At 52.4% G+C, this 22,586-nt stretch carries 26 protein-coding genes; 12 read left to right on the forward strand and 14 right to left on the reverse strand.

Annotation, left to right across the window (positions count from 1 at the left end):
• Positions 1–71: 71 nt before the first annotated feature.
• Positions 72–863, forward strand: coding sequence for a GNAT family N-acetyltransferase (locus D9A02_RS06630; RefSeq protein WP_162932980.1), 792 nt, complete (start codon positions 72–74; stop codon positions 861–863).
• Positions 864–928: 65 nt separating this feature from the next.
• Here D9A02_RS06630 and D9A02_RS06635 read toward each other — a convergent pair whose 3' ends face one another.
• On the reverse strand, positions 929–1,216 hold the full coding sequence (locus tag D9A02_RS06635; RefSeq protein ID WP_120500193.1) for an HU family DNA-binding protein: 288 nt from the start codon (positions 1,214–1,216) through the stop codon (positions 929–931).
• A 129-nt stretch (positions 1,217–1,345) separates the two neighbouring features.
• Positions 1,346–2,830, reverse strand: coding sequence for an AMP nucleosidase (locus D9A02_RS06640; protein WP_120500194.1), 1,485 nt, complete (start codon positions 2,828–2,830; stop codon positions 1,346–1,348).
• Between the two features lie 87 nt (positions 2,831–2,917).
• Here D9A02_RS06640 and D9A02_RS06645 point away from each other — a divergent pair, with 87 nt between their 5' ends.
• The 4 genes from D9A02_RS06645 to D9A02_RS06660 all read left to right on the forward strand — a co-directional run bounded on the left by D9A02_RS06645 (position 2,918) and on the right by D9A02_RS06660 (position 7,219).
• Entirely contained in the window at positions 2,918–3,337 is a 420-nt protein-coding gene (locus D9A02_RS06645) for a VOC family protein (RefSeq protein ID WP_120500195.1), read from the forward strand.
• Positions 3,338–3,440: 103 nt separating this feature from the next.
• Positions 3,441–4,304 carry an SDR family oxidoreductase gene (locus D9A02_RS06650; RefSeq protein ID WP_120500196.1) on the forward strand — a complete coding sequence of 288 codons (864 nt, stop codon included), beginning with the start codon at positions 3,441–3,443 and terminating at the stop codon, positions 4,302–4,304.
• 76 nt (positions 4,305–4,380) lie between these two features.
• Positions 4,381–6,780: a phenylalanine--tRNA ligase subunit beta gene (pheT, locus tag D9A02_RS06655; protein ID WP_120500427.1), complete on the forward strand. Its 2,400-nt coding sequence runs from the start codon at positions 4,381–4,383 to the stop codon at positions 6,778–6,780.
• Positions 6,781–6,784: 4 nt separating this feature from the next.
• Positions 6,785–7,219, forward strand: coding sequence for a GNAT family N-acetyltransferase (locus tag D9A02_RS06660; RefSeq protein ID WP_162932981.1), 435 nt, complete (start codon positions 6,785–6,787; stop codon positions 7,217–7,219).
• A 114-nt stretch (positions 7,220–7,333) separates the two neighbouring features.
• Here D9A02_RS06660 and D9A02_RS06665 read toward each other — a convergent pair whose 3' ends face one another.
• Positions 7,334–7,711 (reverse strand): hypothetical protein, encoded by a 378-nt coding sequence (locus D9A02_RS06665; protein ID WP_120500198.1) that lies wholly within the window; start codon positions 7,709–7,711, stop codon positions 7,334–7,336.
• A gap of 14 nt (positions 7,712–7,725) precedes the next feature.
• A complete protein-coding gene (locus D9A02_RS06670) occupies positions 7,726–8,160 on the reverse strand; it encodes a hypothetical protein (protein WP_120500199.1) in 435 nt (144 codons plus the stop codon).
• Positions 8,161–8,277: 117 nt separating this feature from the next.
• Here D9A02_RS06670 and D9A02_RS06675 point away from each other — a divergent pair, with 117 nt between their 5' ends.
• The 3 genes from D9A02_RS06675 (at position 8,278) to D9A02_RS06685 (ending at position 10,520) form a co-directional block, all read left to right on the forward strand.
• Positions 8,278–8,721, forward strand: coding sequence for a YtoQ family protein (locus D9A02_RS06675; protein WP_120500200.1), 444 nt, complete (start codon positions 8,278–8,280; stop codon positions 8,719–8,721).
• Positions 8,722–8,912: 191 nt separating this feature from the next.
• A complete protein-coding gene (locus D9A02_RS19425; RefSeq protein ID WP_254054570.1) occupies positions 8,913–9,701 on the forward strand; it encodes a VPLPA-CTERM sorting domain-containing protein in 789 nt (262 codons plus the stop codon).
• 414 nt (positions 9,702–10,115) lie between these two features.
• The gene (locus D9A02_RS06685) at positions 10,116–10,520 is read left to right on the forward strand and encodes a hypothetical protein (RefSeq protein WP_120500201.1); all 405 of its coding nucleotides are present in this window, start codon (positions 10,116–10,118) and stop codon (positions 10,518–10,520) included.
• Here D9A02_RS06685 and D9A02_RS06690 read toward each other — a convergent pair.
• The 10 genes from D9A02_RS06690 to D9A02_RS06735 form a co-directional block, all read right to left on the reverse strand.
• Entirely contained in the window at positions 10,504–11,115 is a 612-nt protein-coding gene (locus D9A02_RS06690; protein ID WP_120500202.1) for a methyltransferase domain-containing protein, read from the reverse strand. The two genes, D9A02_RS06685 and D9A02_RS06690, sit on opposite strands and share 17 nt — an antisense overlap.
• Positions 11,116–11,324: 209 nt before the next feature.
• Positions 11,325–11,768: a molybdenum cofactor biosynthesis protein MoaE gene (locus tag D9A02_RS06695; RefSeq protein WP_120500203.1), complete on the reverse strand. Its 444-nt coding sequence runs from the start codon at positions 11,766–11,768 to the stop codon at positions 11,325–11,327.
• A 3-nt stretch (positions 11,769–11,771) separates the two neighbouring features.
• Positions 11,772–12,017: a molybdopterin converting factor subunit 1 gene (gene moaD / locus D9A02_RS06700; RefSeq protein ID WP_120500204.1), complete on the reverse strand. Its 246-nt coding sequence runs from the start codon at positions 12,015–12,017 to the stop codon at positions 11,772–11,774.
• Positions 12,017–12,682 (reverse strand): CDP-diacylglycerol--glycerol-3-phosphate 3-phosphatidyltransferase, encoded by a 666-nt coding sequence (pgsA, locus tag D9A02_RS06705; protein ID WP_120500205.1) that lies wholly within the window; start codon positions 12,680–12,682, stop codon positions 12,017–12,019. The genes moaD and pgsA overlap by 1 nt, the downstream gene beginning before the upstream one ends.
• A 46-nt stretch (positions 12,683–12,728) precedes the next feature.
• Positions 12,729–14,600, reverse strand: a complete 1,872-nt coding sequence (gene uvrC / locus D9A02_RS06710) for an excinuclease ABC subunit UvrC (protein ID WP_120500206.1) — start codon at positions 14,598–14,600, stop codon at positions 12,729–12,731.
• Positions 14,601–15,046: 446 nt separating this feature from the next.
• Positions 15,047–16,000 (reverse strand): calcium/sodium antiporter, encoded by a 954-nt coding sequence (locus tag D9A02_RS06715; RefSeq protein ID WP_120500207.1) that lies wholly within the window; start codon positions 15,998–16,000, stop codon positions 15,047–15,049.
• 168 nt (positions 16,001–16,168) lie between these two features.
• Positions 16,169–16,963 carry a S49 family peptidase gene (locus D9A02_RS06720; RefSeq protein WP_120500208.1) on the reverse strand — a complete coding sequence of 265 codons (795 nt, stop codon included), beginning with the start codon at positions 16,961–16,963 and terminating at the stop codon, positions 16,169–16,171.
• A 112-nt stretch (positions 16,964–17,075) separates the two neighbouring features.
• Complete coding sequence (locus D9A02_RS06725; protein ID WP_120500209.1) at positions 17,076–17,837, reverse strand: ABC transporter permease; 762 nt, start codon at positions 17,835–17,837, stop codon at positions 17,076–17,078.
• On the reverse strand, positions 17,834–18,763 hold the full coding sequence (locus D9A02_RS06730) for an ABC transporter ATP-binding protein (RefSeq protein WP_120500210.1): 930 nt from the start codon (positions 18,761–18,763) through the stop codon (positions 17,834–17,836). Before D9A02_RS06730 ends, D9A02_RS06725 begins: the two co-directional genes overlap by 4 nt.
• 94 nt (positions 18,764–18,857) lie before the next feature.
• Positions 18,858–19,361 carry a CoxG family protein gene (locus tag D9A02_RS06735; protein WP_120500211.1) on the reverse strand — a complete coding sequence of 168 codons (504 nt, stop codon included), beginning with the start codon at positions 19,359–19,361 and terminating at the stop codon, positions 18,858–18,860.
• Between the two features lie 179 nt (positions 19,362–19,540).
• Here D9A02_RS06735 and smpB point away from each other — a divergent pair, with 179 nt between their 5' ends.
• The 4 genes from smpB to D9A02_RS06755 all read left to right on the forward strand — a co-directional run bounded on the left by smpB (position 19,541) and on the right by D9A02_RS06755 (position 22,565).
• Positions 19,541–20,017: an SsrA-binding protein SmpB gene (smpB, locus tag D9A02_RS06740; protein ID WP_120500212.1), complete on the forward strand. Its 477-nt coding sequence runs from the start codon at positions 19,541–19,543 to the stop codon at positions 20,015–20,017.
• 113 nt (positions 20,018–20,130) lie between these two features.
• A complete protein-coding gene (locus D9A02_RS06745; protein ID WP_120500213.1) occupies positions 20,131–20,406 on the forward strand; it encodes a hypothetical protein in 276 nt (91 codons plus the stop codon).
• 114 nt (positions 20,407–20,520) lie between these two features.
• Entirely contained in the window at positions 20,521–21,381 is an 861-nt protein-coding gene (sseA, locus tag D9A02_RS06750) for a 3-mercaptopyruvate sulfurtransferase (RefSeq protein WP_120500214.1), read from the forward strand.
• Complete coding sequence (locus D9A02_RS06755) at positions 21,381–22,565, forward strand: amino acid aminotransferase (RefSeq protein ID WP_120500215.1); 1,185 nt, start codon at positions 21,381–21,383, stop codon at positions 22,563–22,565. Before sseA ends, D9A02_RS06755 begins: the two co-directional genes overlap by 1 nt.
• Positions 22,566–22,586 lie beyond the last annotated feature (21 nt).

Genomic DNA, 22,586 nt, shown 5'->3' on the forward strand with positions numbered 1-22,586 from the left:
ACAGTTTCCTAAATGCGCGGCACGTGCAAGAGTGGAAGTGGGCCCAATTTCAGCAAATGCAGAGCGCGGTGATGGCAGAGTTTATCGGTACGGAACAGGCAGTTGCCTTGCAAAAACATTTGCGGAATTTGCAGTCGGTGATTGCAAATACGCCCGAGCTAAGCAATGGCGGGAGAACCCTGCACTTTCTGAACCCAGAAGTGACGGGTTGGGAGCACGTGCGCGAGATTGCGGATCAATACAGGATCATCGGGTTTCCAGTGGTACAGGCCGACGACATGGTTGCGCAAATTCGGCAATATCTTGGCCCCGACTGGGAGACCCCAAAATGGCTGGCCTATCTGGGGGAACGCGACCGGGTTCTGAAAGCCTGTGAAACCGTGCAGCGCGACGTGCTGTTGCCGGATGGGTGGCGCGTGGAGCACCATGTGGAGCCGCCAAATATGATGATTGTTGAGGTTCAGAATCTGAATTTGAAAACCGGTGTCGCGCCCTATCCGGCCTATTATATGCGGTCCGAGGCGGTGCCGGTTTTGACCAGTTGCATTCGTGATCACCAAGGGGTGGTAGTGGCCACCGCTTCTGTCGCGGATCGGTATCACGCGCAGGGACGGCTGGCGGGGCATGTGTTTGCGGGGATGGTGTCAGTTGATGAGACATGTCGGGGGCGTGGTCTGGGGAAGCTGATCAATGCCCTGGCGTTGATTGAGAGTGCAGCGCGGTTTAACTGGACTGCGGTCACAGAGCATGTCGCAGCAGATAATATGGCTTCGCGCGCAATGATTGCAGCTTGTGGGTTGGGCGATTCCGCCGGGATGCATTCGGTGATCGCCTTGAGGCCGGGCGAGACATTCACGCGCTAGCGTGATCATCAACTGAAAAGGGCCGCCCGAAGGCGACCCTTTTGAATTCTTTTCGATCGGAAAGATCAGGCGTTAACGCTGTCTTTCAGAGCTTTCGCGATGGTCATTTTGACCACTTTGTCTGCGTCTTTTTTCATTTGCTCGCCAGTGGCAGGGTTGCGCACCATGCGCTCTGGGCGCTCGCGGCAATAGATTTTGCCAACACCTGGCAGAGTGACGGCACCGCCGCCGGAAACTTCGCGTGTGATCACGGAAATGATTGCATCCAGCGCGCCGCTCGCGGATTTCTTGTCGCTGTCCAGTTCTTCAGCCAAAGCTGCTACGAGCTGGGTTTTGGTCATTGGTTTCGCCATTTAAGGTCTCCTTATAACTGCCCGATTAGGGTTATATGGGCGCAATCTAACTGTATATAGTAATCAAACACAACGAATAGTGTCGAAAAGCAAGGGGTTTTCGTGCATTTTGTGCTGATTTACGCCTAGTTATAGGAACGCTGTTTCGTCAAAACTACGTAATTTGCGACTATGGATGCGTTCAAGCGGCATTTTGGACAGGTTTTCCATAGCCCGAATCCCAATCATTAAATGCTGTTCGACTTGTGATTTGTAGAAATCACTGGCCATGCCTGGCAGCTTGAGCTCTCCGTGCAGGGGCTTATCACTAACACAAAGCAAAGTGCCATACGGCACACGAAACCGAAAGCCATTCGCAGCGATCGTGGCGCTTTCCATATCCAATGCAATCGCGCGTGATTGGCTGAGGCGTTGAACCGGGCCGGTGTGTTCGCGTAATTCCCAATTGCGATTGTCGAAACTGGCCACCGTGCCGGTGCGCATCACGCGCTTGAGCTCAAAGCCCTCAAGTTGGGTTTCTGAGGCGACGGCCTGTTCCAGTGCAATCTGAATTTCGGCAAGCGCGGGGATCGGAACCCAGGCGGGCAGATCTGCATCCAGCACGGCATCCTCGCGCAGATAAGCGTGAGCCAGGACAAAATCGCCCAAGCGTTGCGAATTGCGCAGCCCTGCGCAATGGCCCACCATCAGCCAGGCATGAGGGCGTAAGACGGCGATATGATCTGTGGCGGTTTTGGCATTTGATGGGCCGACGCCGATATTAACCAGTGTGATGCCAGAGCCATCTGATTTTTTAAGGTGATAGCTAGGCATTTGTGGAAGCTGCTGCGGCGTGGCTATGTCAGCATCGGCCTGTGTGATTTCGACGTTGCCGCTACTGACAAACGATGTGTAACCACTGTTGGGATCAGCAAGCATGCGACGGGCGTAGCTCTCGAATTCGGAAACATAGAACTGGTAGTTGGTAAAGAGAACGTGGTTCTGGAAATGCTTGGGGTTGGTTGCAGTATAATGTGCGAGCCGGGCGAGTGAGTAATCGATACGCTGTGCGGTAAAGGGAGCCAGCGGTGCCGTTCCGTTTGCGTCTGGTTGTCGTGTGCCGTTGACAATGTCGTCGTTGGTGGTGCTCAGGTCCGGCACATCGAAATAGTCTCGCAGGGTGAATGTGGCCGCGCCTTCGTGCGGGACAACAAGGGCGGGGTTATTGGCGACAGCAAAATGCACAGGGATCGGGGTTTCGGACACCTGAATGCAAACCGGGACATTATGATTGTGCATCAAAAGGCCGAGCTGCTGCTTGAGGTAGTAGCGAAACAGATAGGGTTGGGTGATGGTGGTGGCATAGGTGCCGGGCTCGGATACGTGGCCAAAGCTGAGGCGGCTGTCGATCTGGGCATAGCTGGTCGTGGTGATGCTGATCTCAGGATAAAAGGCGCGGATGCGTTGTGTTGGTGCACCATCAGACAGGGCCTTGGAAAAAGCAGAGCAGAGAAACTCAGAAGCAGAAGCATAAAGTGCGATCAGATGGTCCACAGCGGCCTTAGGGTCGGTGAACTCTTTTGGGGCCGGGCTGGTCGGGGAATGGATGCCAAGGGCCTGATTGATTTGTTTCATATTATATCCGCGCCGCTGCTCTTGTCTTTACGTTGACATGGGTGGCGGTGGTGATCAAGCTGAAGCCCGGGATTTAAGGACGAGCTAATGGATTTTGAAACGGTTGAAGCGGATAAATTTGGCGCATCGCTGCGCGGAATGGGGTTGAACATTCTGGTCCGGGATGTGGAAAAACAGGTGGCTTTTCTGACCGAGTTGTTTGGAATGAGCGCGTATCAAGTCAGCCGGGATTTCGCGATTTTGGCCTATGCGGGGCAGGTGATGCAGTTGCACGGTGATCAGACCTATGGTGCAAATCCGTTGCTGGGATTGTTGCCCGAGGCTGGAGCGCGGGGAGCAGGGGCGGAGTTCCGGCTTTATGAAAGTGATCCTGATGAGGTGGCCGTAAAGGCGGAAAGCTTGGGCGGACATATTCTGCAACCGCCGACGGATAAGCCGCACGGGCTGCGCGAGGTCTATGTTTTATGTGAAAATGGCTATGCTTGGGTGGCGTCGCGGCCGTTGTGAGGTAAGGGGCGCTGCCCCTCTTGGCCGTTGGCCAATTCACCCCGAGATATTTTTGGTCAGATGAAATACTTGTCTTTTGGGATGCGCCACGCATATTTGGGGCATGACAAAGACACTTCTTTCATTTGGACACGGATATTCGGCGCAGGCTTTGGCGCGGCTGTTGCTGCCGCAGGGCTGGCGGGTGATTGGCACGACACGCAAGGCAGAAAAGGCCGAGGCGTTGCGGGCCGAAGGTGTTGAAGCTGTGATTTGGCCGGGGTCGGATTTAACCCCGATATTTGCAGAGGCCACGCATCTGCTGGTGTCTGCCGGGCCAGATGCGGATGGGGATCCGGTGTTGCGTGCTTGTGAGGGTCAGATTCGGGCTTTGGCGCCGCAATTGGAATGGGCCGGATATCTGTCGACGACCGGCGTTTATGGCGATCATCAGGGCGGCTGGGTTGATGAAGATACCGCGCTCTCGCCCTCGACCAAACGGGGACAAATGCGGGTAGAGGCCGAGGCGGCATGGCAGGCGATTGAGGGTTTGCCGTTGCATATTTTCCGGCTGGCCGGGATTTACGGCCCCGGGCGCGGGCCCTTTTCTAAGGTACGTGCGGGCACGGCGCGGCGGATCATCAAGGACAATCAGGTGTTCAGCCGCACCCATGTTGAGGATATCGCGCAAATTTTGGCAGCCTCTATCACCAAACCCAATCCGGGGGGTATCTATAATGTCTGTGATGATGACCCAGCCCCGCCGGAGGATGTGATTGGCTATGCGGCGGAGTTGCTCGGCCTGCCCCTGCCTCTGTCCGAGCGGTTTGAAGAGGCCGAGATGACCCCGATGGCGCGCAGTTTCTATGCAGAATCAAAACGCGTGCGCAACGATCGGATCAAGGACGAGTTGGGCGTGCAGCTGCTGTATCCCAATTACCGGGTGGGATTGCAGGCGCTCTTGAGGGCGGAGCGGGCCGACAAATGATGCAATGCGGGCTTTCCCCGCAGGGCCAGATCCGTTAAAGCGCAGGGAACCCAAGATAACCATCGGACCCGCGCAGATGAAATTCACGATTTCCTGGCTAAAAGACCACCTTGAGACCACCGCATCGGTGGACGAAATTGCCGAAACCCTGACTGATCTGGGGCTGGAGGTCGAAGAGATTTCGAACCCGGCAGCGCGGTTGTCAGAGTTTACCATTGGCAAAGTGGTCAAGGCCGAGCCACACCCGGATGCGGACCGTTTGCGGATCTGTCAGGTGCAAACGGATGACGGCGAGACGCAAATCATTTGTGGCGCGCCGAATGCACGCGAAGGCATCACCGTAGTGATTGCCAAGCCGGGCGTTTACGTTCCGGGTATCGACACCACCATTGGCGTGGGCAAGATCCGTGGCATCGAGAGCTATGGCATGATGTGTTCCGAGCGCGAGATGGAACTGTCGGAGGAGCATGACGGCATCATCGAACTGCCTTCGGGCGAAGTGGGTGATCGCTTTATTGACTGGTTAGCGGAAAATGACCCGGCCAAAGTAGATACAATGATCGAGATTGCCATTACGCCGAACCGCCCGGATGCGCTGGGTGTGCGGGGAATTGCGCTGGATCTGGCGGCGCGTGGCATTGGTACAATGAGACCGGCTCCAACGGCTCACATCGAAGGGCAATTCCCGTGCCCGATCAACGTGACTATTGATTACGATACCCGTGAGGGTGGTTGTTTTGTTTTCGCCGGTCGTGTGATCCGCGGTGTGAAAAACGGACCAAGTCCCGAGTGGCTACAACAGCGGCTCAAGGCGATTGGGTTGCGGCCTATTTCGGCGCTGGTCGATATCACCAATTTCCTGACCTATGACCGCAACCGTCCTTTGCACGTCTTTGATGTGGACAAGGTCAAAGGTGATTTGCGTGTGCATCGCGCGCAGGGCGGTGAAACCCTAAAGGCGCTGGATGAGAAAGATTACACCTTTAGCGCCGGTCAGGTGGTGATTTCGGACGATGAAGGTGTTGAAAGCATTGGCGGCATCATGGGCGGCGAGGCCACCGGGTGTACCGAAGAGACCACAACTGTTTTCCTTGAGGCTGCACTGTGGGATCATGTGCAGATTGCTACCACGGGCCGGGCGTTGAAGATCAATTCCGATGCACGCTACCGGTTTGAACGGGGCGTTGACCCGGCGTTCAACATGGAAGGCCATGATCTGGCGACACAGATGATCTTGGATCTGTGCGGTGGCGAGGCGTCCAATTTGGTGGTTGCCGGTGAGGTGCCTGATGTCAGCCGCGCCTACAAGCTGGACCCTGCGCGGGTGCAGTCGCTGGTCGGTATGGAGATCCCGGAATCTGAGCAACGCCAGACTTTGACAGCGCTTGGTTTCAAGTTGGAAGGTAACTTGGCGCAGGTGCCAAGCTGGCGCCCGGATGTTCAGGGCGAGGCGGACTTGGTTGAAGAGGTGGCACGCATTGCATCCCTGACCAAGTTGGTCGGCAAGCCGATGCCGCGTACCAGTGCGGGCGTGCCCAAGCAGATCCTGTCAGTGGCGCAAAAGCGCGAGCAGATTGCCCGTCGCACTACCGCGACGCTGGGTTATAATGAATGTGTCACCTACAGCTTTATCGACCGTGCCAGTGCCACGTTGTTTGGCGGTGGTGATGACGCGACCATGTTGGCGAACCCGATCAGCAGCGAGATGAGCCATATGCGCCCTGCTTTGTTGCCAGGTTTGTTGCAGGCAGCAGCCCGCAATCAGGCGCGCGGTGTAATGGACATGGCGCTGTTTGAGGCGGGCCATGCGTTCCACGGTGGTGAGCCGGGTGAGCAGCATTTGCAAGTCAGCGGTATTTTGGTTGGGCGTACAGGGCCCAAAGATGTGCATGGCTCTGCGCGAATGGTTGATCTGTATGATGCTAAGGCGGATGCCGAAGCGGTTTTATCCGCGCTGGGTGCGCCGACTAAGGTGCAAATCATGCGCGGCGCGGACGCCTGGTGGCATCCGGGGCGTCATGGCAAGATCTGCCTGGGTCCCAAAAAGGTGCTGGGCGTCTTTGGCGAATTACACCCCAAGGTATTGGCAGAGATGAATGTCAAAGGACCTGTTGTTGGTTTTACCCTGTGGCCTGCGGAAATTCCGTTGCCTCGTAATGCGAATGCCAATCGGGGTGCGCTGAAGGTCAGCGATCTACAGGCAGTTGAACGTGACTTTGCCTTTGTTGTTGATGCCGGTGTTGATGCACTGACATTGGTCAATGCCGCAGCTGGTGCCGATAAGGCGCTGATCGATGATGTGCGCGTGTTTGACGAATTTATCGGAGGCGCGTTGGGTGACGACAAGAAGTCTTTGGCCGTCACTGTGCGTTTGCAGCCAACCGATGCGACGCTGAAAGACAAAGATATCGAAGCCGTCAGTGCCAAGATCATCGAAAAGGTGGCCAAAGCCACCGGCGGGGTGCTGCGGGGGTAATCGATTGGGCATCATCATACGGAAGGCGGAGACCGACGATACGGTTGGTCTCGTGATCTGTATTGATCTTGCCTACGTAGGTTACGCTCAGCAAGGGATCGATCTGCCACCGGTATCTGAAGGTATTGCCGAAGACATCCGTGACCATCATGTCTGGGTGGCTGATGATGCTGGGGAAATTGTCGGCGGGCTGATCCTGATGATTTCAGAAGGGTCTTCCAAATTGGCAAACATTGCGGTGCACCCTGAGTACGGCGGGCGCGGGATTGGCGGGCGGTTGATTGACACTGCGATTGCGGCGAGCAAAGCAGCGAATTGCCATAGCATTACCTTGGTGACCCATGCGGCGATGTCGGACAATGTTCGTCTGTATGAACATCTGGGCTGGAGCAAAACCGGAGCCAGGGACAACAAAGTGTTCATGAATCGCGTACTCTGACCGCGACGCTGATATTTGTGATTTTACAGAGCATCAGAGTCATAGATACACGCAGCCAATTGCAAAAATTGGTGCATAGAACCTATGACCGAAGGGCTCGGTCATAATTTGGCGTTATGTGCTGACCAACTCAGGAAAGAAGTTCACACCTGTTTTGTTGAAAATGAGCCAGCCAATTCGGCGGAATATCGTGTTTACCACCTGCTGCAATAAGACCAGTGTCATCAATTTGGTGTGCCTCACGAATTGCCGTAGTGCAGCTTTTTGCGCTTGGAGCGCAATATCAGCTAATTCGTCGCTGATTTTTCCGCTGGCAAGATTCCGTTGAGTTTCAGTGACGGAACGAGCAAGAGATTTAATATAACCTTTCATAGAGGTTCTGTTGGTCGTCCACCATTCATCAAACATTTCAATAAGATCACCTCTTATTGCGGAAGAAAGATCTTTTATTGTATCGGCCGAAAAAGTTTTAAGTTCTGATAATTCTGGCATTTTGTCCTCTTAAATTACAAAGCTTTGGCGGCATCCCTTGCGAGCGAGCACGTAATGATGGTTGGTTGAACAAGCCCGGCTCCCTGCAATGATGGGAACTGCTTATGGGCGTCGTGCATGCGTTTTATTGATGTTTCACATTCTGCGACTTCGGCCTGAAACAGCTCGGCTGCTTCCTGTGCATTCTTATTGTCCGAATTGACCTGCTCGGCTTTCAGTTTTGCATTTTGCGCGCTTGAAAGTGCTGTGACATAGGTTTTTTCAGCTTTGCTGAAATTGCTTTTTCCGTCGCAACCACCCAGCTCAATGCATGCGCTGATCTCTACTAGTGACTGTACTGACTTGTCCAAATCTTTAGCAATTGAAGGGTCTACACGAGGAGCGAAAATGTTGAGGTTGCAAGCAGAAAGACCTATGACTAAAGCCATTGATAATATTATTTTTTTCATAGAACTCTCATATAATATGTGAAATGAATACTTCGATCATAGCATGGCGCACTAGATTTTTCAACGCTAGGTTGATGAGTTGGTCTGCCATTAACGAGCCGCGAGTGAGGGCCATACATGAAAATCTATCTTTCCGGTGAAATCCATACTGATTGGCGCGAGCAGATCATCGAAGGGGCCAAGGGGCTCGATGTGAGTTTTTCTGCCCCTGTCACCGATCACGCGGCTAGTGATGATTGTGGTGTGAATATTCTGGGTGCCGAAGACAACAAGTACTGGCATGACCACAAGGGCGCGATGGTCAATGCGATTCGAACCCGTAAAGGCATTGCTGATGCAGATGTTGTCGTCGTACGTTTTGGCGACAAATATAAGCAATGGAACGCGGCCTTTGATGCGGGATATGCCAGCGCTTTGGGCAAGTCGCTGATCATTCTGCAACCACCAGAGCATGATCACGCCCTCAAAGAGGTCGATGCTGCTGCTTTGGCGATGGCCCGCACACCGCAGCAGGTCGTTGAAATCCTGCGTTATGTACTGGACGGATCACTACCTGCATAAGAATCGCCTAATCATTTGTTTCACAAATGATTATTGGCACAGGTATCGGCTTGTTATGTAGAGAAGCCGGTACCTATTTTAAGTATTATAGATCCAATCGTGATGATATTCATTTGGCAACTTTGGGTTGACTGTGGATTATTCGTGTGTATATTCCCGCGCCTTAATTTAGACATATTATGGACGCTAATTTGACAATTATTGGAGAATTTGCGATATTTTTAAGAATAAAACCCGGTGCGACTAAGCGTTGTTGCCGTAATTCGACGATAATTAAGTTACCATTTGGAGTAAGAATAATGAGTATAAGAAGATCCTTTATTTTGGCTGGGGTTGCGACGATGCTTGCCCTTCCAGCTGCGGCTGCAACATTGAACTTTGAGAGCGAAGGCTATGTCGGCAACTCGGTTAGTCTAGGAAATGATGAAGCATATGCGGGCGCTGACGTGACCTTTTCCAGCGCTAATGGACTATTTGCGGTAAAGACTGGTGGTCCAGCAGATGGTTTCGTACCCAATGACAACCCCCTACCTGTTGGTGTCTTTGGCGATTACTTTCTGACGTCTGACTTTGGAACGACAACAGCAATGAGCATTTCATATGGTACAGCCGTTTCTGCGGCGTCCTTTGATGTTGCCGATATTGATGGAACTGGGTCCAATACAGAAGAATTTACCTTCAAGGCATTCTTTGGTGCGCTAGAAGTTGGTTCAATTGCCGTCAATTCTGGGGATCCCGGAACCGGAGACCGCTTGGCCTATAGTATTGGTTTCAGCAATCTTGGAAGTCTGTTTGATCGGATTGAAATTGTAGGCACCACAGCAGGCGGTACGCGCCATATCGGAATTGCATTCGACAACTTCAATACGACTGTCGATGTAACAACTGTTCCGCTACCAGCGGCTGCATGGATGCTATTGGCTGGTATTGGCGGATTGGGTGCTTTGGGACGTCGTTCCCGCAAGCAACCTGTTTCCTGACCTGCGATTCATAAAATTAAGTGGCCCCTATGGGATGGGGCCATTTCAAACACTCGACAAACCCCGTCTTATTTTGGCGGGGTTATATTTTGGGCTGGGCGAGATTGCAGTCAGTAATCGGGACCTGAAATCGATCATACAATGTATATAATATGGGAGGCGATCTTCCAAATTCTAACCTTATTAGACGTGCTATAAGTATATGATACCATCAAGGGTGTATTAAAATGAGTGCCGGTGCCCGCTAAATCCTGACCAAGGCCTGTCCATCGCTACCCTTGGTGCCAAGCAATGTAATGTTAGCTATTTTTTGAAATTTTCCCGAAAAAGAGACCCGTTACCAAATTGAGATCAGTCTTGATCTGCTAACATTTACCTTCTATTTTTCGTCGTTTCCACATAGGTTGAAAACCCATGATACGAGCAGAAAAAGCGAAGGCAGAGTGTGTCACCTTATTGCGCTTCGCATTTGTCGGAGTGAGTTTTAGCGCTTTGTTTTCTGTTTTGTCTGCGATGGTGATCAATTTGGCCATTGCACCGCCATTTTGGACAAATGTTGTTTTATTCTCGCTTTGTATACCCCCAGCATTTTTGGCGCAAAAACACTTTTCATTCAGGGCCAAAACATTACGCAAGAATGCATTCTTGTTATACGCGGCAACGCAGATCGGTAGCGTCAGTTTAGTCTCTTTGGTGACGACACGATATGTTACCTACGACATCCGCATGGATACGCTTGTCATTGGGGTGACTGTCGTGCTTGCCGCCGGGATGAGCTTTCTCGTTGGCCGTCTCGTTATTTTCAGTCATCGGGACTAAGACGAGCGACAAAGTGTAGCTTGCGTCCAAAAACAAGATTTAGAGGGAAAGGATAAAGCTTCACATCGGTCTGAAAAACATCAATTTTGAGACCTGCAGATTTGAACCAGCTGTACCATTGTGCCCGAGATGCGTAGTTATAGGGTAAGACTACGCCATGTGGTGCGTTTCCAGCCCAATCCATAAGTCGTAAAGTTAAGTGATCAAACCAGTTTTCGCTCAAATGGTCTTTGATAACTACTGCCTTTCGACAGGTACGGCTTGCCTCATGAATCAGAATGCTGGGATCATCTGTGTGATGGAGCACATCTACAAAAGTAACGACATCGACGCCCTTGTTCTCAACTGGGATGACTTTTCCATCGAAGACATCCACAGGAATGTGCGTGGTTTCACGTAGCATGATATCGATGCCGCGCACACGTGTATCGTTTTGCTGCTCGCCAATGGCTTTTGCGATCTGACCGTCACCGGTACCGACATCTAGCAATTCACTTTGGCTGGGAATCAGCGCGCCAAGTCGTCTAATTAGTACTCTGACACGGCGATTGAAAACCAATTTGCCATGAATTTTACCCAGAAACGATTTTACCATCGTTGATGTCGCCTTCTTATTTTGAATGACCCATTCTGTAAAAATGCTTACGAATGTTCGCAGTAGTAAGGAATTCTAGAGCGAGATTGTGAGCGAATTGGGAAACTATTGAGGCGATCTTATATTTCTTGATACGCGTCGGTGCAGCCAGTTCAGAAGAGTTGCAAGCCGGATATTTGTTCCAACTACAGCTTGCAGTCGTATGGAAACTACCAACGTGAGAGGGCCTGTTCATCGTCGTCCTTGGCAGCTACCCAATCGGCGTTTTTTCCGGTGACTTCTTTTTTCCAAAATGGAGCGCGAGATTTCAGAAAATCCATCAGATATTCTGCTGCTTGAAAGGCATCGGCCCGGTGTGGGGAAGAGGTGGCGACCATCATGATGTGATCTGCAGGCTTCAGGGGGCCATGGCGGTGGATGACCAAGACATCGCCAAGGTTCCAGCGCTCAAGTGCTTCGTGCGCGATCGTTTCCAGCGCTTTTTCGGTCATTCCGGGGTAGTGCTCAATTTCCATCACATCCAGATCACCGGTGCAAAGGTCGCGAACAATTCCAGTAAAGGTTACAACCGCACCCATACCGTTTTGTCGGTTTGTGAATTGATTGACCTCTTCTCCAAGATCAAAAGCCGCATCTTGTACCCGGATATCCATGGCTTAACCGCCAGTCATTGGGGGGAAAAAGGCGACTTCGCGTGCGCCTGAAAGGGGCGCATCAAAATCTGTCAGCTCCTGATCGACAGCAACTCGCAGGGCGCTTAGGTCGGAAAACGCTACGGCATAGCGCTCTTCCTTTGCGCTCAGCTCATTCACCAGATCCCGCACGGTTTGAGCTGCGGTTTCAATCCGATCTTTGGGGTGTCCGATCCGTTCGCGCACCCAGGCAAAATAGAGTACGTCCATCATTCGCCATCCTTCAGATGAGGGGTCGCTTTGTTGAAATAATCGATCCCGGTTATGAATGTCAGCGCGGCTGCAAGCCACAGCAGCCACAGGCCAGCATAGCCCGCCCAGACCATACCAGTTACTTTCCAGCGAAGGCCATTCACATCTTCTTCAGCGCCTGCAAGGACGTCGATGATTAATGCATCATCCATGCCAAAGCTGGACATGCCGAAGTAGTGCTCAAACACGCCTTGAGCAAACAGTACGGCAATTGCTATCATCTGTGTGGTGGTTTTCCACTTGGCCAGCTTTGTGACCTTTAGTGTCCCCGCCGTATCACCAAGATATTCGCGCAAACCTGACACAAAAACCTCGCGAAACAGGATCACTGTGGCGGGAAGAACCAACCAAGGCGACATGCTAGAGTACCCAACGATGACCATTAACGCGATCACGACCATAGCTTTGTCAGCAATAGGATCGAGCATCGCACCCAGTTTGGTGGTTTGTTTCCACGCACGTGCGAGGTAGCCATCGAACCAGTCGGTTATGGCGGCACTAACGAACAGAACCAGAGCAAACCAGTCAGCATAGGGACGGTTAAAATATAAAAACATCACTGCTACACCGGGGGCAGCGAGTAGGCGTATTGTGGTCAGTATATTAGGAATGTTCCATGTCATATCATAGTTCTACCCGCATTGACATGTAAGGGAAAGGATAGAGAGCTCATCCTTTTTCATGAAAGTAATCATAGATCTTTTGTGCCAGAGCATCGGATATTCCCTCGACAGCCCGAAGGTCTGTCAGATGAGCTCGGCTGACGGCTTTGGCTGATCCGAAATGGGTCAATAGCGCGCGCTTGCGGCTGGCACCTACTCCGGGGACTTCATCCAGTGGCGTGGCTCCAACAGTTTTGGCGCGTTTCGCCCGATGGGTGCCGATGGCAAACCTGTGTGCCTCGTCGCGCAGGCGCTGGATGAAGTAAAGCACCGGATCATTGTGGCGCAGGGCCATAGGGCGTTTTCCGGTGCGGTAGAACTCTTCCTTGCCGTGGTCACGGTCGACACCTTTGGCAACGCCAACCATGGGGACATCTTGCACGCCCATATCTGTCATGATTTCTCGCACCGCACTGACCTGACCGGCCCCTCCATCGATCAGCAATAATTCAGGCCACAGGCCTTTGCTGCGATCTTCGTCTTCTTTCAGGAGGCGTTTGAAACGGCGTTTGAGGACCTCTTTCATCATACCAAAGTCATCACCGGGGGTCAGCTCATCACCTTTGATGTTATACTTGCGATATTGGTTTTTCATGAAGCCGTCTGGTCCGGAAACGATCATTGCACCAACAGCGTGGGCTCCTTGGATGTGACTGTTGTCATAGACTTCAATTCGTTGCGGTGGGGCGGGCAGCTCAAATGCTTCTTTAAGACCATTGAGCAATTTGGCTTGTGTGGCCGCCTCGGACATTTTCCGCGCCAGACTCTCACGTGCGTTGCGCAATGCGTTATTGATCAGCTCTGCTTTTTCCCCGCGTTGCGGCAGCAGTATCTCTACTTTGCGCCCAAGTTTTTCGCTCAAGGCGTCTTGCATGAGATCGTTGTTTTCAATCGCATGTGACAAGATCAGCTGCTTTGGCGGCTCTTTGTTATCATAGAACTGGCCTATAAAGGCTTCCATCACTTCGGCCTCGGAAATGTCGGACATCACCCGTGGGTAAAAGTCTCGGTTGCCCCAGTTCTGCCCGGCGCGGATGAAAAACACCTGTACGCAAGCCTGACCTTTTTCCATATGCAATGCGATCAGGTCAGCCTCGTTCACGGTGCGAGGGTTGATGCCTTGCGATGTCTGCACCTGTGTCAGCGCCTTGATCCGGTCGCGCAGGGCTGCGGCGCGCTCAAACTCCATTTGGTCTGAGGCTTCGTGCATCTGGGCCGCTAGTTTTTCCTGAATCTCAGTTGATCGCCCAGACAGATAGCGTTCCGCATCGTTCACCTGCGCCATGTAATCAGCCTTGGATATATAATCGACACAAGGTGCAGTGCAGCGCTTGATTTGATACTGCAGGCAAGGGCGCGTGCGGCTTTCGAACGTCGAGTCTGTGCAATTCCTAAGCTGAAAGGCTCGCTGCAATTGGGCCAAGGTCCTGTTGACGGCCCCTGCGCTGGCGAAGGGGCCATAATACGTGCCTTTTTCACGTTTTGCCCCCCGATGTTTTTTGATCATCGGGAAATCATGAGTTTTGGTCACCAGAATCTGCGGAAAGCTTTTGTCGTCGCGTAGCAGCACGTTGTAGCGCGGCTTGAGTTGTTTGATCAGGTTTTGTTCAAGTAAAAGCGCTTCGGTCTCTGTCCGTGTTGTCAGAAACATCATCGAGGCGGTTTCGGTGATCATACGTGCGATGCGATGGGTATGGCCCGTCATCCGCGCATAGTTCGATACCCGCGCGCGCAGATTGCGAGCCTTGCCCACATATAACACACGCGCCTGCCCATCGAGCATGCGATAAACCCCTGGGGACGTATCAAGGGTGTTCAGATAGGACTGAATAAGGTGATGGCCAGTCAGGGCTTCTGTATCAGGTGTGTTTTCAGGCATGGCAGCACAATACGATTCCCTGCGGTGGCTGCAATCTTATAAGAGGCTTCGCAAGGGCAAACCTTTCCACGAAAGTTGTGGATAAGTCTGGAGATAAGTTTGCTGCATTCGGAGTTTTTTGTTGGTTATTGCGGATTTCCGCTATTTGCCTAAAAAATAGGCACTTATATAAAGCATTGAAATTAAATGTAAAAAAATTACAGCCATGGCAATATACTGAAAACATTGCAGTTTTTGTAACGCTTGTGTGAACGAAGTTGAGAAAGTGCAAAACTTTTCTACCGCTGCCACAAAAATTAATGGCAAGCAGGGCTTGGTTCGCGATTTACGTGGTGCGTAATGGCGGCTGTATATCAGCATTTTCAGACGCTGTTGATTACCCAAAAGGGTAGGGTGGTTTTGAAATACTGATTGATCTGATCCGCGCTGTTTGTGGCTCAGTATTATCAGCTCAGGACGACAGCAACGTAAGCGAAATAAAGACCAGTCAGCGCAATGCCCCATGCTCGGCCGATATCTTGTTTGAAAAAGACGAAGGGAATCAGCATCAAAGACGCCGCAAGCATGACCCAAAGATCAAACTGAACAAAGCTCTGCGCCACTGGGATATTGCCAATCACAGAGGTGACCCCAATGATTGCCAGCAGATTGAACATGTTTGAGCCAATCACATTGCCCAACGCCACGTCGGCCTGTTTGCGCAGGGCTGCCATCACAGTTGTTGCCAGCTCAGGCAAAGAGGTTCCAAGAGCAACAAGCGTCAGTCCAATTACGGTATCGCTTATCCCAAAGGAGCGGGCAATGATTGAGGCATTGTCCACCAGTAGATCAGCACCCAGTGGAAGTCCGAGTAAGCCCAAGAACAAAAACATGCTGATCTGCCACCATGGCATATCAGGGTCCGCACCTTCGACGTCTTCTTCGTTGTCACTGATGGCTGAACAGTTACGACGGTGGTTTCTGGCCTCGCGCAGGGCATCCCACAAAACATAAGCCAGAACTGCCAGCAAAACGATTGCGGCAAAGAAATCAAACACGCCACGAAATGCCAGCCCGATGAATAGTAAAGTGGCCCCCAGCATGGTCACATAGTTTTTGCGCGTATCGCATTGACTGGTGTGCAGGCCAGACAGTAAGGCCGGCACACCTAAGACCAGCAGAATATTGGCAGTGTTTGACCCAACGACATTCCCCAGGGCCAGGCCAGGCTTATTGTCCAGTACGGCGTTCACAGAAATTAGCAACTCAGGAGCGGATGTCCCAAAGGCCACAATTGTCAGGCTGACAATCAGCGCCGGAATACCCATGCGCAGGCTGAGGTTGACTGCGCCTTTCACAAGTGCATCGCCACCCAGCAGAAGAATGAGCAAACCCAGACCAGTAAACAACCAAGGGGTCATTTGCGCCCGCCTTTCTTGCAGGCGCAGGGGCCTTTTCCGAGTTTAAAGCGTTTGCAGTCAGGACAGCGTTTTGATGCCAGTTTCGTCTGCCCGGGAAACCTGAGCCGCCCAAACATGGCCAGCACACCCATAAAGATCAAAAACAGGAAGACTATCTTTATGACCAAATCAGAGCCCGTAACGCGCGTAATCTGCGCGCTCCTCAATTGTGGTGATCGCGTCTTGCATGATCGTGCTACCGAAACGTTGCAGCAACCCGCGTTTCTTGCCGTAGTGGGCAAAGCGCACCTTATCGCCGTAAACTTCTTTCATCTTCGGGTGCAGATGGGCAATGCCATCCACCAACCCCAGATCCATGGCGCGCCGGCCCAGCCAGAACTCTCCGGTAAAGAGGTCTTGTTTGCTGTTCAATCTGGTCCCGCGGCGCTCACGTACTTGACGGGTGAAATTGATGTGCAGATCGCCAAGGATACCCTCGAGGCGTTCAACATCCTCTTTCTTTTCAGGCAGGAACGGGTCCAGCATGCTTTTCGATTTGACCGAAGTATGCACGCGGCGCTCTATCCCTTGCCGGGCAAGGAAGACATGCGCACCAAAGCTAGACGATATCACCCCGATGGAACCAACAACTGAGCTTTCGTCTACCCAGATCTGATCAGCAGCTGTGGCCAGCCAATATCCACCCGAGGCGGCAACGTCTTCTACAAAGGCATGCACAGGGATCGAATGCTCATTGGCCAGCCTGCGAATGCGGGCTGCGATCAGAGACGATTGTACAGGAGAGCCGCCGGGTGAATTAATCACCAAAGCAATCGCTGAGGGTTTTTTGCGTTTGAAGGCCTTCTCAATCAGCGGGGCCATCCCTTCATCATTAAGGGCTTTGCCACCTGTACCGATTGTGCCGGACAGACGAATGACCGCGACCAGCGGCGGGCGTTTTTTGAAGGGAAACCAAAACTTCATATCGCCGATGTAGAATGCGCGGCGGCCTCAGACAAGGCGGCAGGGGGTAGGTTCTGTGTGGATTGCCTAAAAAGTTACTTCTGGTGGGCAAATAAGTCACGCTGTGGCTGATTTAACTTTTGAGGCGGTATCCCGTTTTGAAGATAAACCACACGATGCCAAGACAGACGCCAGAAAAAATCGTAACGGCCAGCAGGCTAAGCCCAATCGGTACATCGGCCACCCCGAAAAACGACCAGCGAAAGCCGGAAATCAAATACATGATCGGATTGAACAAGGTGATTTTCTGCCAAAGGCTAGGAAGCATAGAAATTGAATAAAATGACCCCCCGAGGAAAACCAGCGGTGTGATGACCAGTAGTGGGATCAGTTGCAATTGCTGAAAATTCTCTGACCAGATCCCAATAATGAAGCCAAATAGGGAAAACGAGATGCAGATCATTACCAGAAAGGCCAGCATTGCAATCGGGTGTTTTATTTCCAGATCGACAAAGAAGGTTGCGGTGAGCAGGATAACAACCCCGACAAATAGCGCTTTGGTGGCAGCCGCGCCAACATAGCCCAAAACGATCTCAAGAAAGTTTACCGGGGCGGACAGAACCTCAAAGATGGTACCAATGAATTTGGGAAAATAGATCCCGAAAGAGGCGTTGCTGAGCGCTTGGGTCATTACACTGAGCATAATCAAGCCGGGCACGATGAAGGCGCCGTAAGACACACCGTCAACTTCGGCGATGCGGCTGCCGATGGCGGCGCCAAAAACGACAAAATAGAGCGACGTGGAAATCACAGGTGATAGAAAGCTTTCCATCAGCGTTCTGAAAAATCTTTTCATTTCATAGGCATAAATGGCCCATACTGCATGAAAGTTCATGCGGCTTCCTCCTTGACCAAGTCTACAAAAATCTCTTCGAGGCTCGATTGACTGGTGTGGATATCGCGCAGGGCCAGACCCTCTTGTGCCAGAGTGTATAACAACCGGGTGATGCCCGTGCGTTCGCCCTGCGTATCGTAGTGATAGCTCAGGTTCAAACCCTCAGCGCATAATTCGAGTTCGTATTCTTTCAGAGTATCAGGAATAGAAGTGACAGGTTCACTTAGTTCAATTCGTAGGGTCTTGCGCCCCAAACGCTTCATCAAGGCGTCTTTCTCTTCGACCAGCAGAATTTCCCCTTTGCTGATCACCGCGATCCGATCGGCGATGGCCTCGGCCTCTTCAATGTAGTGTGTGGTTAAAATGATGGTCACACCTTGGGATTTCAGATCCTCAACCACCTCCCACATATCGCGGCGCAATTCGACATCGACGCCAGCGGTCGGTTCATCCAAGAACAGTACGCGGGGTTCATGCACCAGCGCCTTTGCGATCAGAACGCGGCGCTTCATGCCGCCGGACAATTCGCGAATGCGGTTATTGCGTTTGTCCCAAAGCGACAGCTGACGAAGAATCTTTTCAATCAGCGCGTCATCACGCCCTTTCCCAAACAGGCCCCGCGAAAACCGCACGGTGTTCATCACCTTTTCAAACGGCTCCAGTGCCAGTTCCTGCGGCACAAGCCCAATGATGGACCGGGTTTCGCGATATCCTGATTGTATGTCGTGCCCCCCGACCGTGGCACTGCCGCCGGTCGGTGTGGTGATGCCGCACAGAGCAGAAATCAAAGTCGTTTTTCCCGCACCATTAGGGCCGAGGAGGGCCAAAATTTCCCCTTCTTCGATCGTAAGGTTTATTCCCCTCAGGGCCTGAAAACCATCATTATAGGTTTTCTGCAGGTTCTGGACATCAACGATAGGCGGCATGTGTCTCTCCATTTCGTCGAGGGACATTATGCGAGTTTTCAGCAAGGGGAAATGGTGAAAAATTGCGGTGCTAGCCCTGCGTTATCGCACAGGATCAACTGATCAATCGCTTGAGCCAGCTTTTCTTTTCCACTTCTTCTTCGGGATCGTCGTCTTTGGGGCCTTCAATGACCTCTTCTAGACGGGTAAAAAATTGATCGGCCATCTTTTTGGCAAAGCCATCAACAATACGGCTGCCCAACTGGGCCAGCTTGCCACCAACCTTGGCCTCAACTTCATACAGTAAACGGGTGCCGTCTTCGGTGTCTTCAAGGCTGACCTTAGCGGCGCCTTTGGCAAATCCGGCGGCGCCACCTTTGCCTTCGCCGGTCAGGGTCAAAGATTCGTGTTCAATAACGTCCGAAACGCTGACATTGCCCTTAAAGGTGGCTTTGACCGGGCCAACCTTTTGTTGAACCGTGGCTTCAAAACCATCCTCTGGGGTTCCGGTCAGCGCCTGTGTGCCCGGCACACATTCTTTTAGCACATCAGGGTTAAGCAGTGCGGCCCAAACGATGCTGCGCTGTGCCTGTATCATGCGTTCGCCGGTCATTTGCATGGTCGTGTTCCCCTGTCAGTGCGTTGATTCAGTCATACGTCATGCTGTGATGATCGCCAAGGTTGCTGATTTAGCGCAGCTTTATATCCTGACAAGTGCCCCCTTGGCCTTGGCCGCAACACCGACTATCTATGCGCTTTGCTGATTGATAAATTTCAGATGCTGCAGGACGCGAGAGCATGGCCAAACAAAAAGATAACCCAAACTACAAGGTCATCGCCGAGAACCGGCGTGCGCGCTTTGACTATGCCATCGAGGATGACATCGAATGTGGGGTGATCTTGCAGGGTTCAGAGGTGAAATCCCTGCGCGAAAATAGCGGAAACATCGCCGAAAGCTATGCCACGGTTGATGATGGAGAGCTGTGGCTGATCAACTCGTACATCGCACCTTATGAGCAGGCAAAAATGTTCCCGCATGAAGAAAAACGTCGGCGCAAGTTGTTGGTGTCACGCAAAGAGCTGGCAAAGCTTTGGCAGGCGACGTCGCGCAAAGGTATGACGTTGGTACCCTTGGTGCTGTATTTCAATCACAAAGGTCTGGCCAAGCTGAAGATCGGTATCGCCAAAGGTAAAACCAATACTGACAAACGTGCAACCGAGGCAAAACGCGACTGGGGTCGTCAAAAGCAACGTTTGTTGCGTCACGGGGAATAAGGCCGCATTTTTTCCTTACCTGATGCGCCAAACCCTTGCTAAGCTGATGACATGCCCGGGGAAATGACGAGATCAGATCGTCTATGCCCCTCTGAATAGTAGGAGCTTGACGCATGGAACTTATTATCAGCCTGATTGCCGGTGCTATTGGCGGTAACGTCGCCGGTGGTGTTTTGAAAAAATATGATCTGGGAACGCTGGGCAATTCGCTTGCCGGTATTTTGGGCGGTGGCTTGGGTGGTCAAATATTGTCGATGCTTGGTGCTGGTGGTGCAGCCGGAGGCGGCAGCATGGTCATGGATATCATCGGCAGTTTGGCCTCGGGTGGTGTTGGTGGCGGTGTTGTGATGGTGGTGATTGGCATCATCAAAAAGGCTTTGATTAAATAACTGACCTAATAACCCATCAAATAAGATGGATTTGCAGGCCTCTGATGGGGGCCTGCTCTTGCTCTTGGGGGGGCTTGGCTGTAGGTCAGGGCCTGATCTGAAAAGGGAACCCCGATGGCACAGGATGACCCCAAAACTCTTGTTTCGACCAGCTGGCTGGCCGAACACCTGAAAGACCCCGACCTGCGCATTCTGGACGGGACTTGGTTCATGCCTTCTGAGGGGCGTGATGGGCGCAGCGAATTTGAGGCTGGTCACATCCCAAACGCGCGGTTTTTCGATATCGATGAGATTAGCGATCTTCGGTCAGATCTACCGCATATGGTGCCTCCGGTTGAGAAATTCATGTCGCGGATGCGGGCCTTGGGTGTTGGTGATGGCCATCAGGTGGTTGTCTATGATGCACACGGCCTGTTTTCGGCCGCACGTGTTTGGTGGCTGTTCCGCTTGATGGGGCAGGAGAACGTTGCCGTTCTGGACGGTGGTTTGCCAAAATGGGCAGCCGAAGGGCATTCGGTCGAAAGTCAGCCACCGGTGATCCGCGATCGACATATGACAGTTAAACAACAGCACCAGATGGTGCGCGACGTGACGCAGGTTTCATCGGCCTCTAAGCTGGGCGATCACGAAATCCTGGACGCCCGCGCGCCGGGCCGTTTTGCAGGCACCGAGGCCGAGCCGCGCGTCGGCCTACGCAGCGGGCACATTCCTGGTGCAAAGAATGTGTTCTTCAAAACGCTTTTGAATGGCGACGGCACGATGAAAGATCCCGATGCATTGCGTGCTGTGTTTGATGCGTCTGGCGTCGACCTGGCAAAGCCAGTGATCACCTCTTGTGGCTCTGGTGTGACCGCTTCGGTTATTAACCTTGCCCTCGAACGGATCGGGAAAACCGATCATGCTTTATATGACGGCTCTTGGACCGAATGGGGGGCCTTCCCCACGTTGCCAATTGCCACCTCTGGAGACAACTGATGTTCAATACGCTCACCCAGCAACCTGCTGATAAAATTCTGGCCCTGTTGCAGCTGTATCGCGAAGACCCGCGTGACACCAAGATCGACCTTGGTGTTGGTGTTTATAAAAACGCCGAAGGTGTCACGCCGATCATGCGTGCGGTTAAGGAAGCAGAGCGCCGCTGGTGGGATGCGGAAGAGACCAAAGCCTATATTGGCCTGGCCGGTGATCCACAGTTTTCCGATGTGATGATCAATCTGGTCCTGGCCGATGCCGTCAAGCGCGATCAGGTTGCGGCAGTTGCGACACCCGGTGGAACTGGCGCGGTGCGCCAGGCGTTTGAGTTGATCAAGATGGCCAACCCCTCTGCACGTGTATTTGTGTCAAATCCAACATGGCCCAACCACCTGAGCATCCTGAAACACCTGAATGTTGAGACGGTGACCTATCGCTACTTTGACGAGGCCACTGGCGGCGTCGATTTTCATGGCATGGTTGAGGATCTGAATGCGGCGCAAGCAGGTGACGTCGTACTGCTGCACGGTTGCTGTCACAACCCGACAGGCGCCAACCTGACTTTGCCACAGTGGCAGGCCGTGGTTGATCTGATGAACGACAAAGGTCTGATTCCGATGGTTGACATCGCCTATCAGGGCTTTGGTGATGGCGTTGATGAAGATGCTGCAGCCACCCGTTTGGTGGCGTCAAGCTGCCCGGAAACTCTGATTGCGGCCAGTTGCTCGAAAAACTTTGGCGTCTACCGCGAACGTACAGGAATCTTAATGGCCGTGTCGCAAGACAGCAGGTTGCAGGCGGTGACGCAGGGCAATCTGGCCTATCTGAACCGCCAGAACTATTCCTTCCCGCCTGATCACGGATCACGTCTGGTGACCGTGGTGCTGAGTGATGACGGGTTACGCGCTGACTGGCTGGAAGAGCTGGAAAGTACGCGCCTTGGCATGCTGTCGCTGCGCCAGCAATTGGCGGACGAGCTGCGGACGTTGTCGGGATCAGACCGGTTTGGGTTTGTTGGACAACATCGTGGCATGTTCTCACGTTTGGGCCTGAGCCCTGAGATCGTTGAACGCCTACGCGCTGAATATGCCATTTATATGGTTGGCGATTCGCGGATTAACGTGGCTGGTCTGAATGCGCAGACGGTTCCAATTCTTGCCCGTGCCATTATTGAAGCTGGCGGCTAACACTTCGCCTATTGAGCGATA

The sequence above is a fragment of the Roseovarius sp. EL26 genome, assembly GCF_900327775.1.
GTDB lineage: Bacteria > Pseudomonadota > Alphaproteobacteria > Rhodobacterales > Rhodobacteraceae > Roseovarius.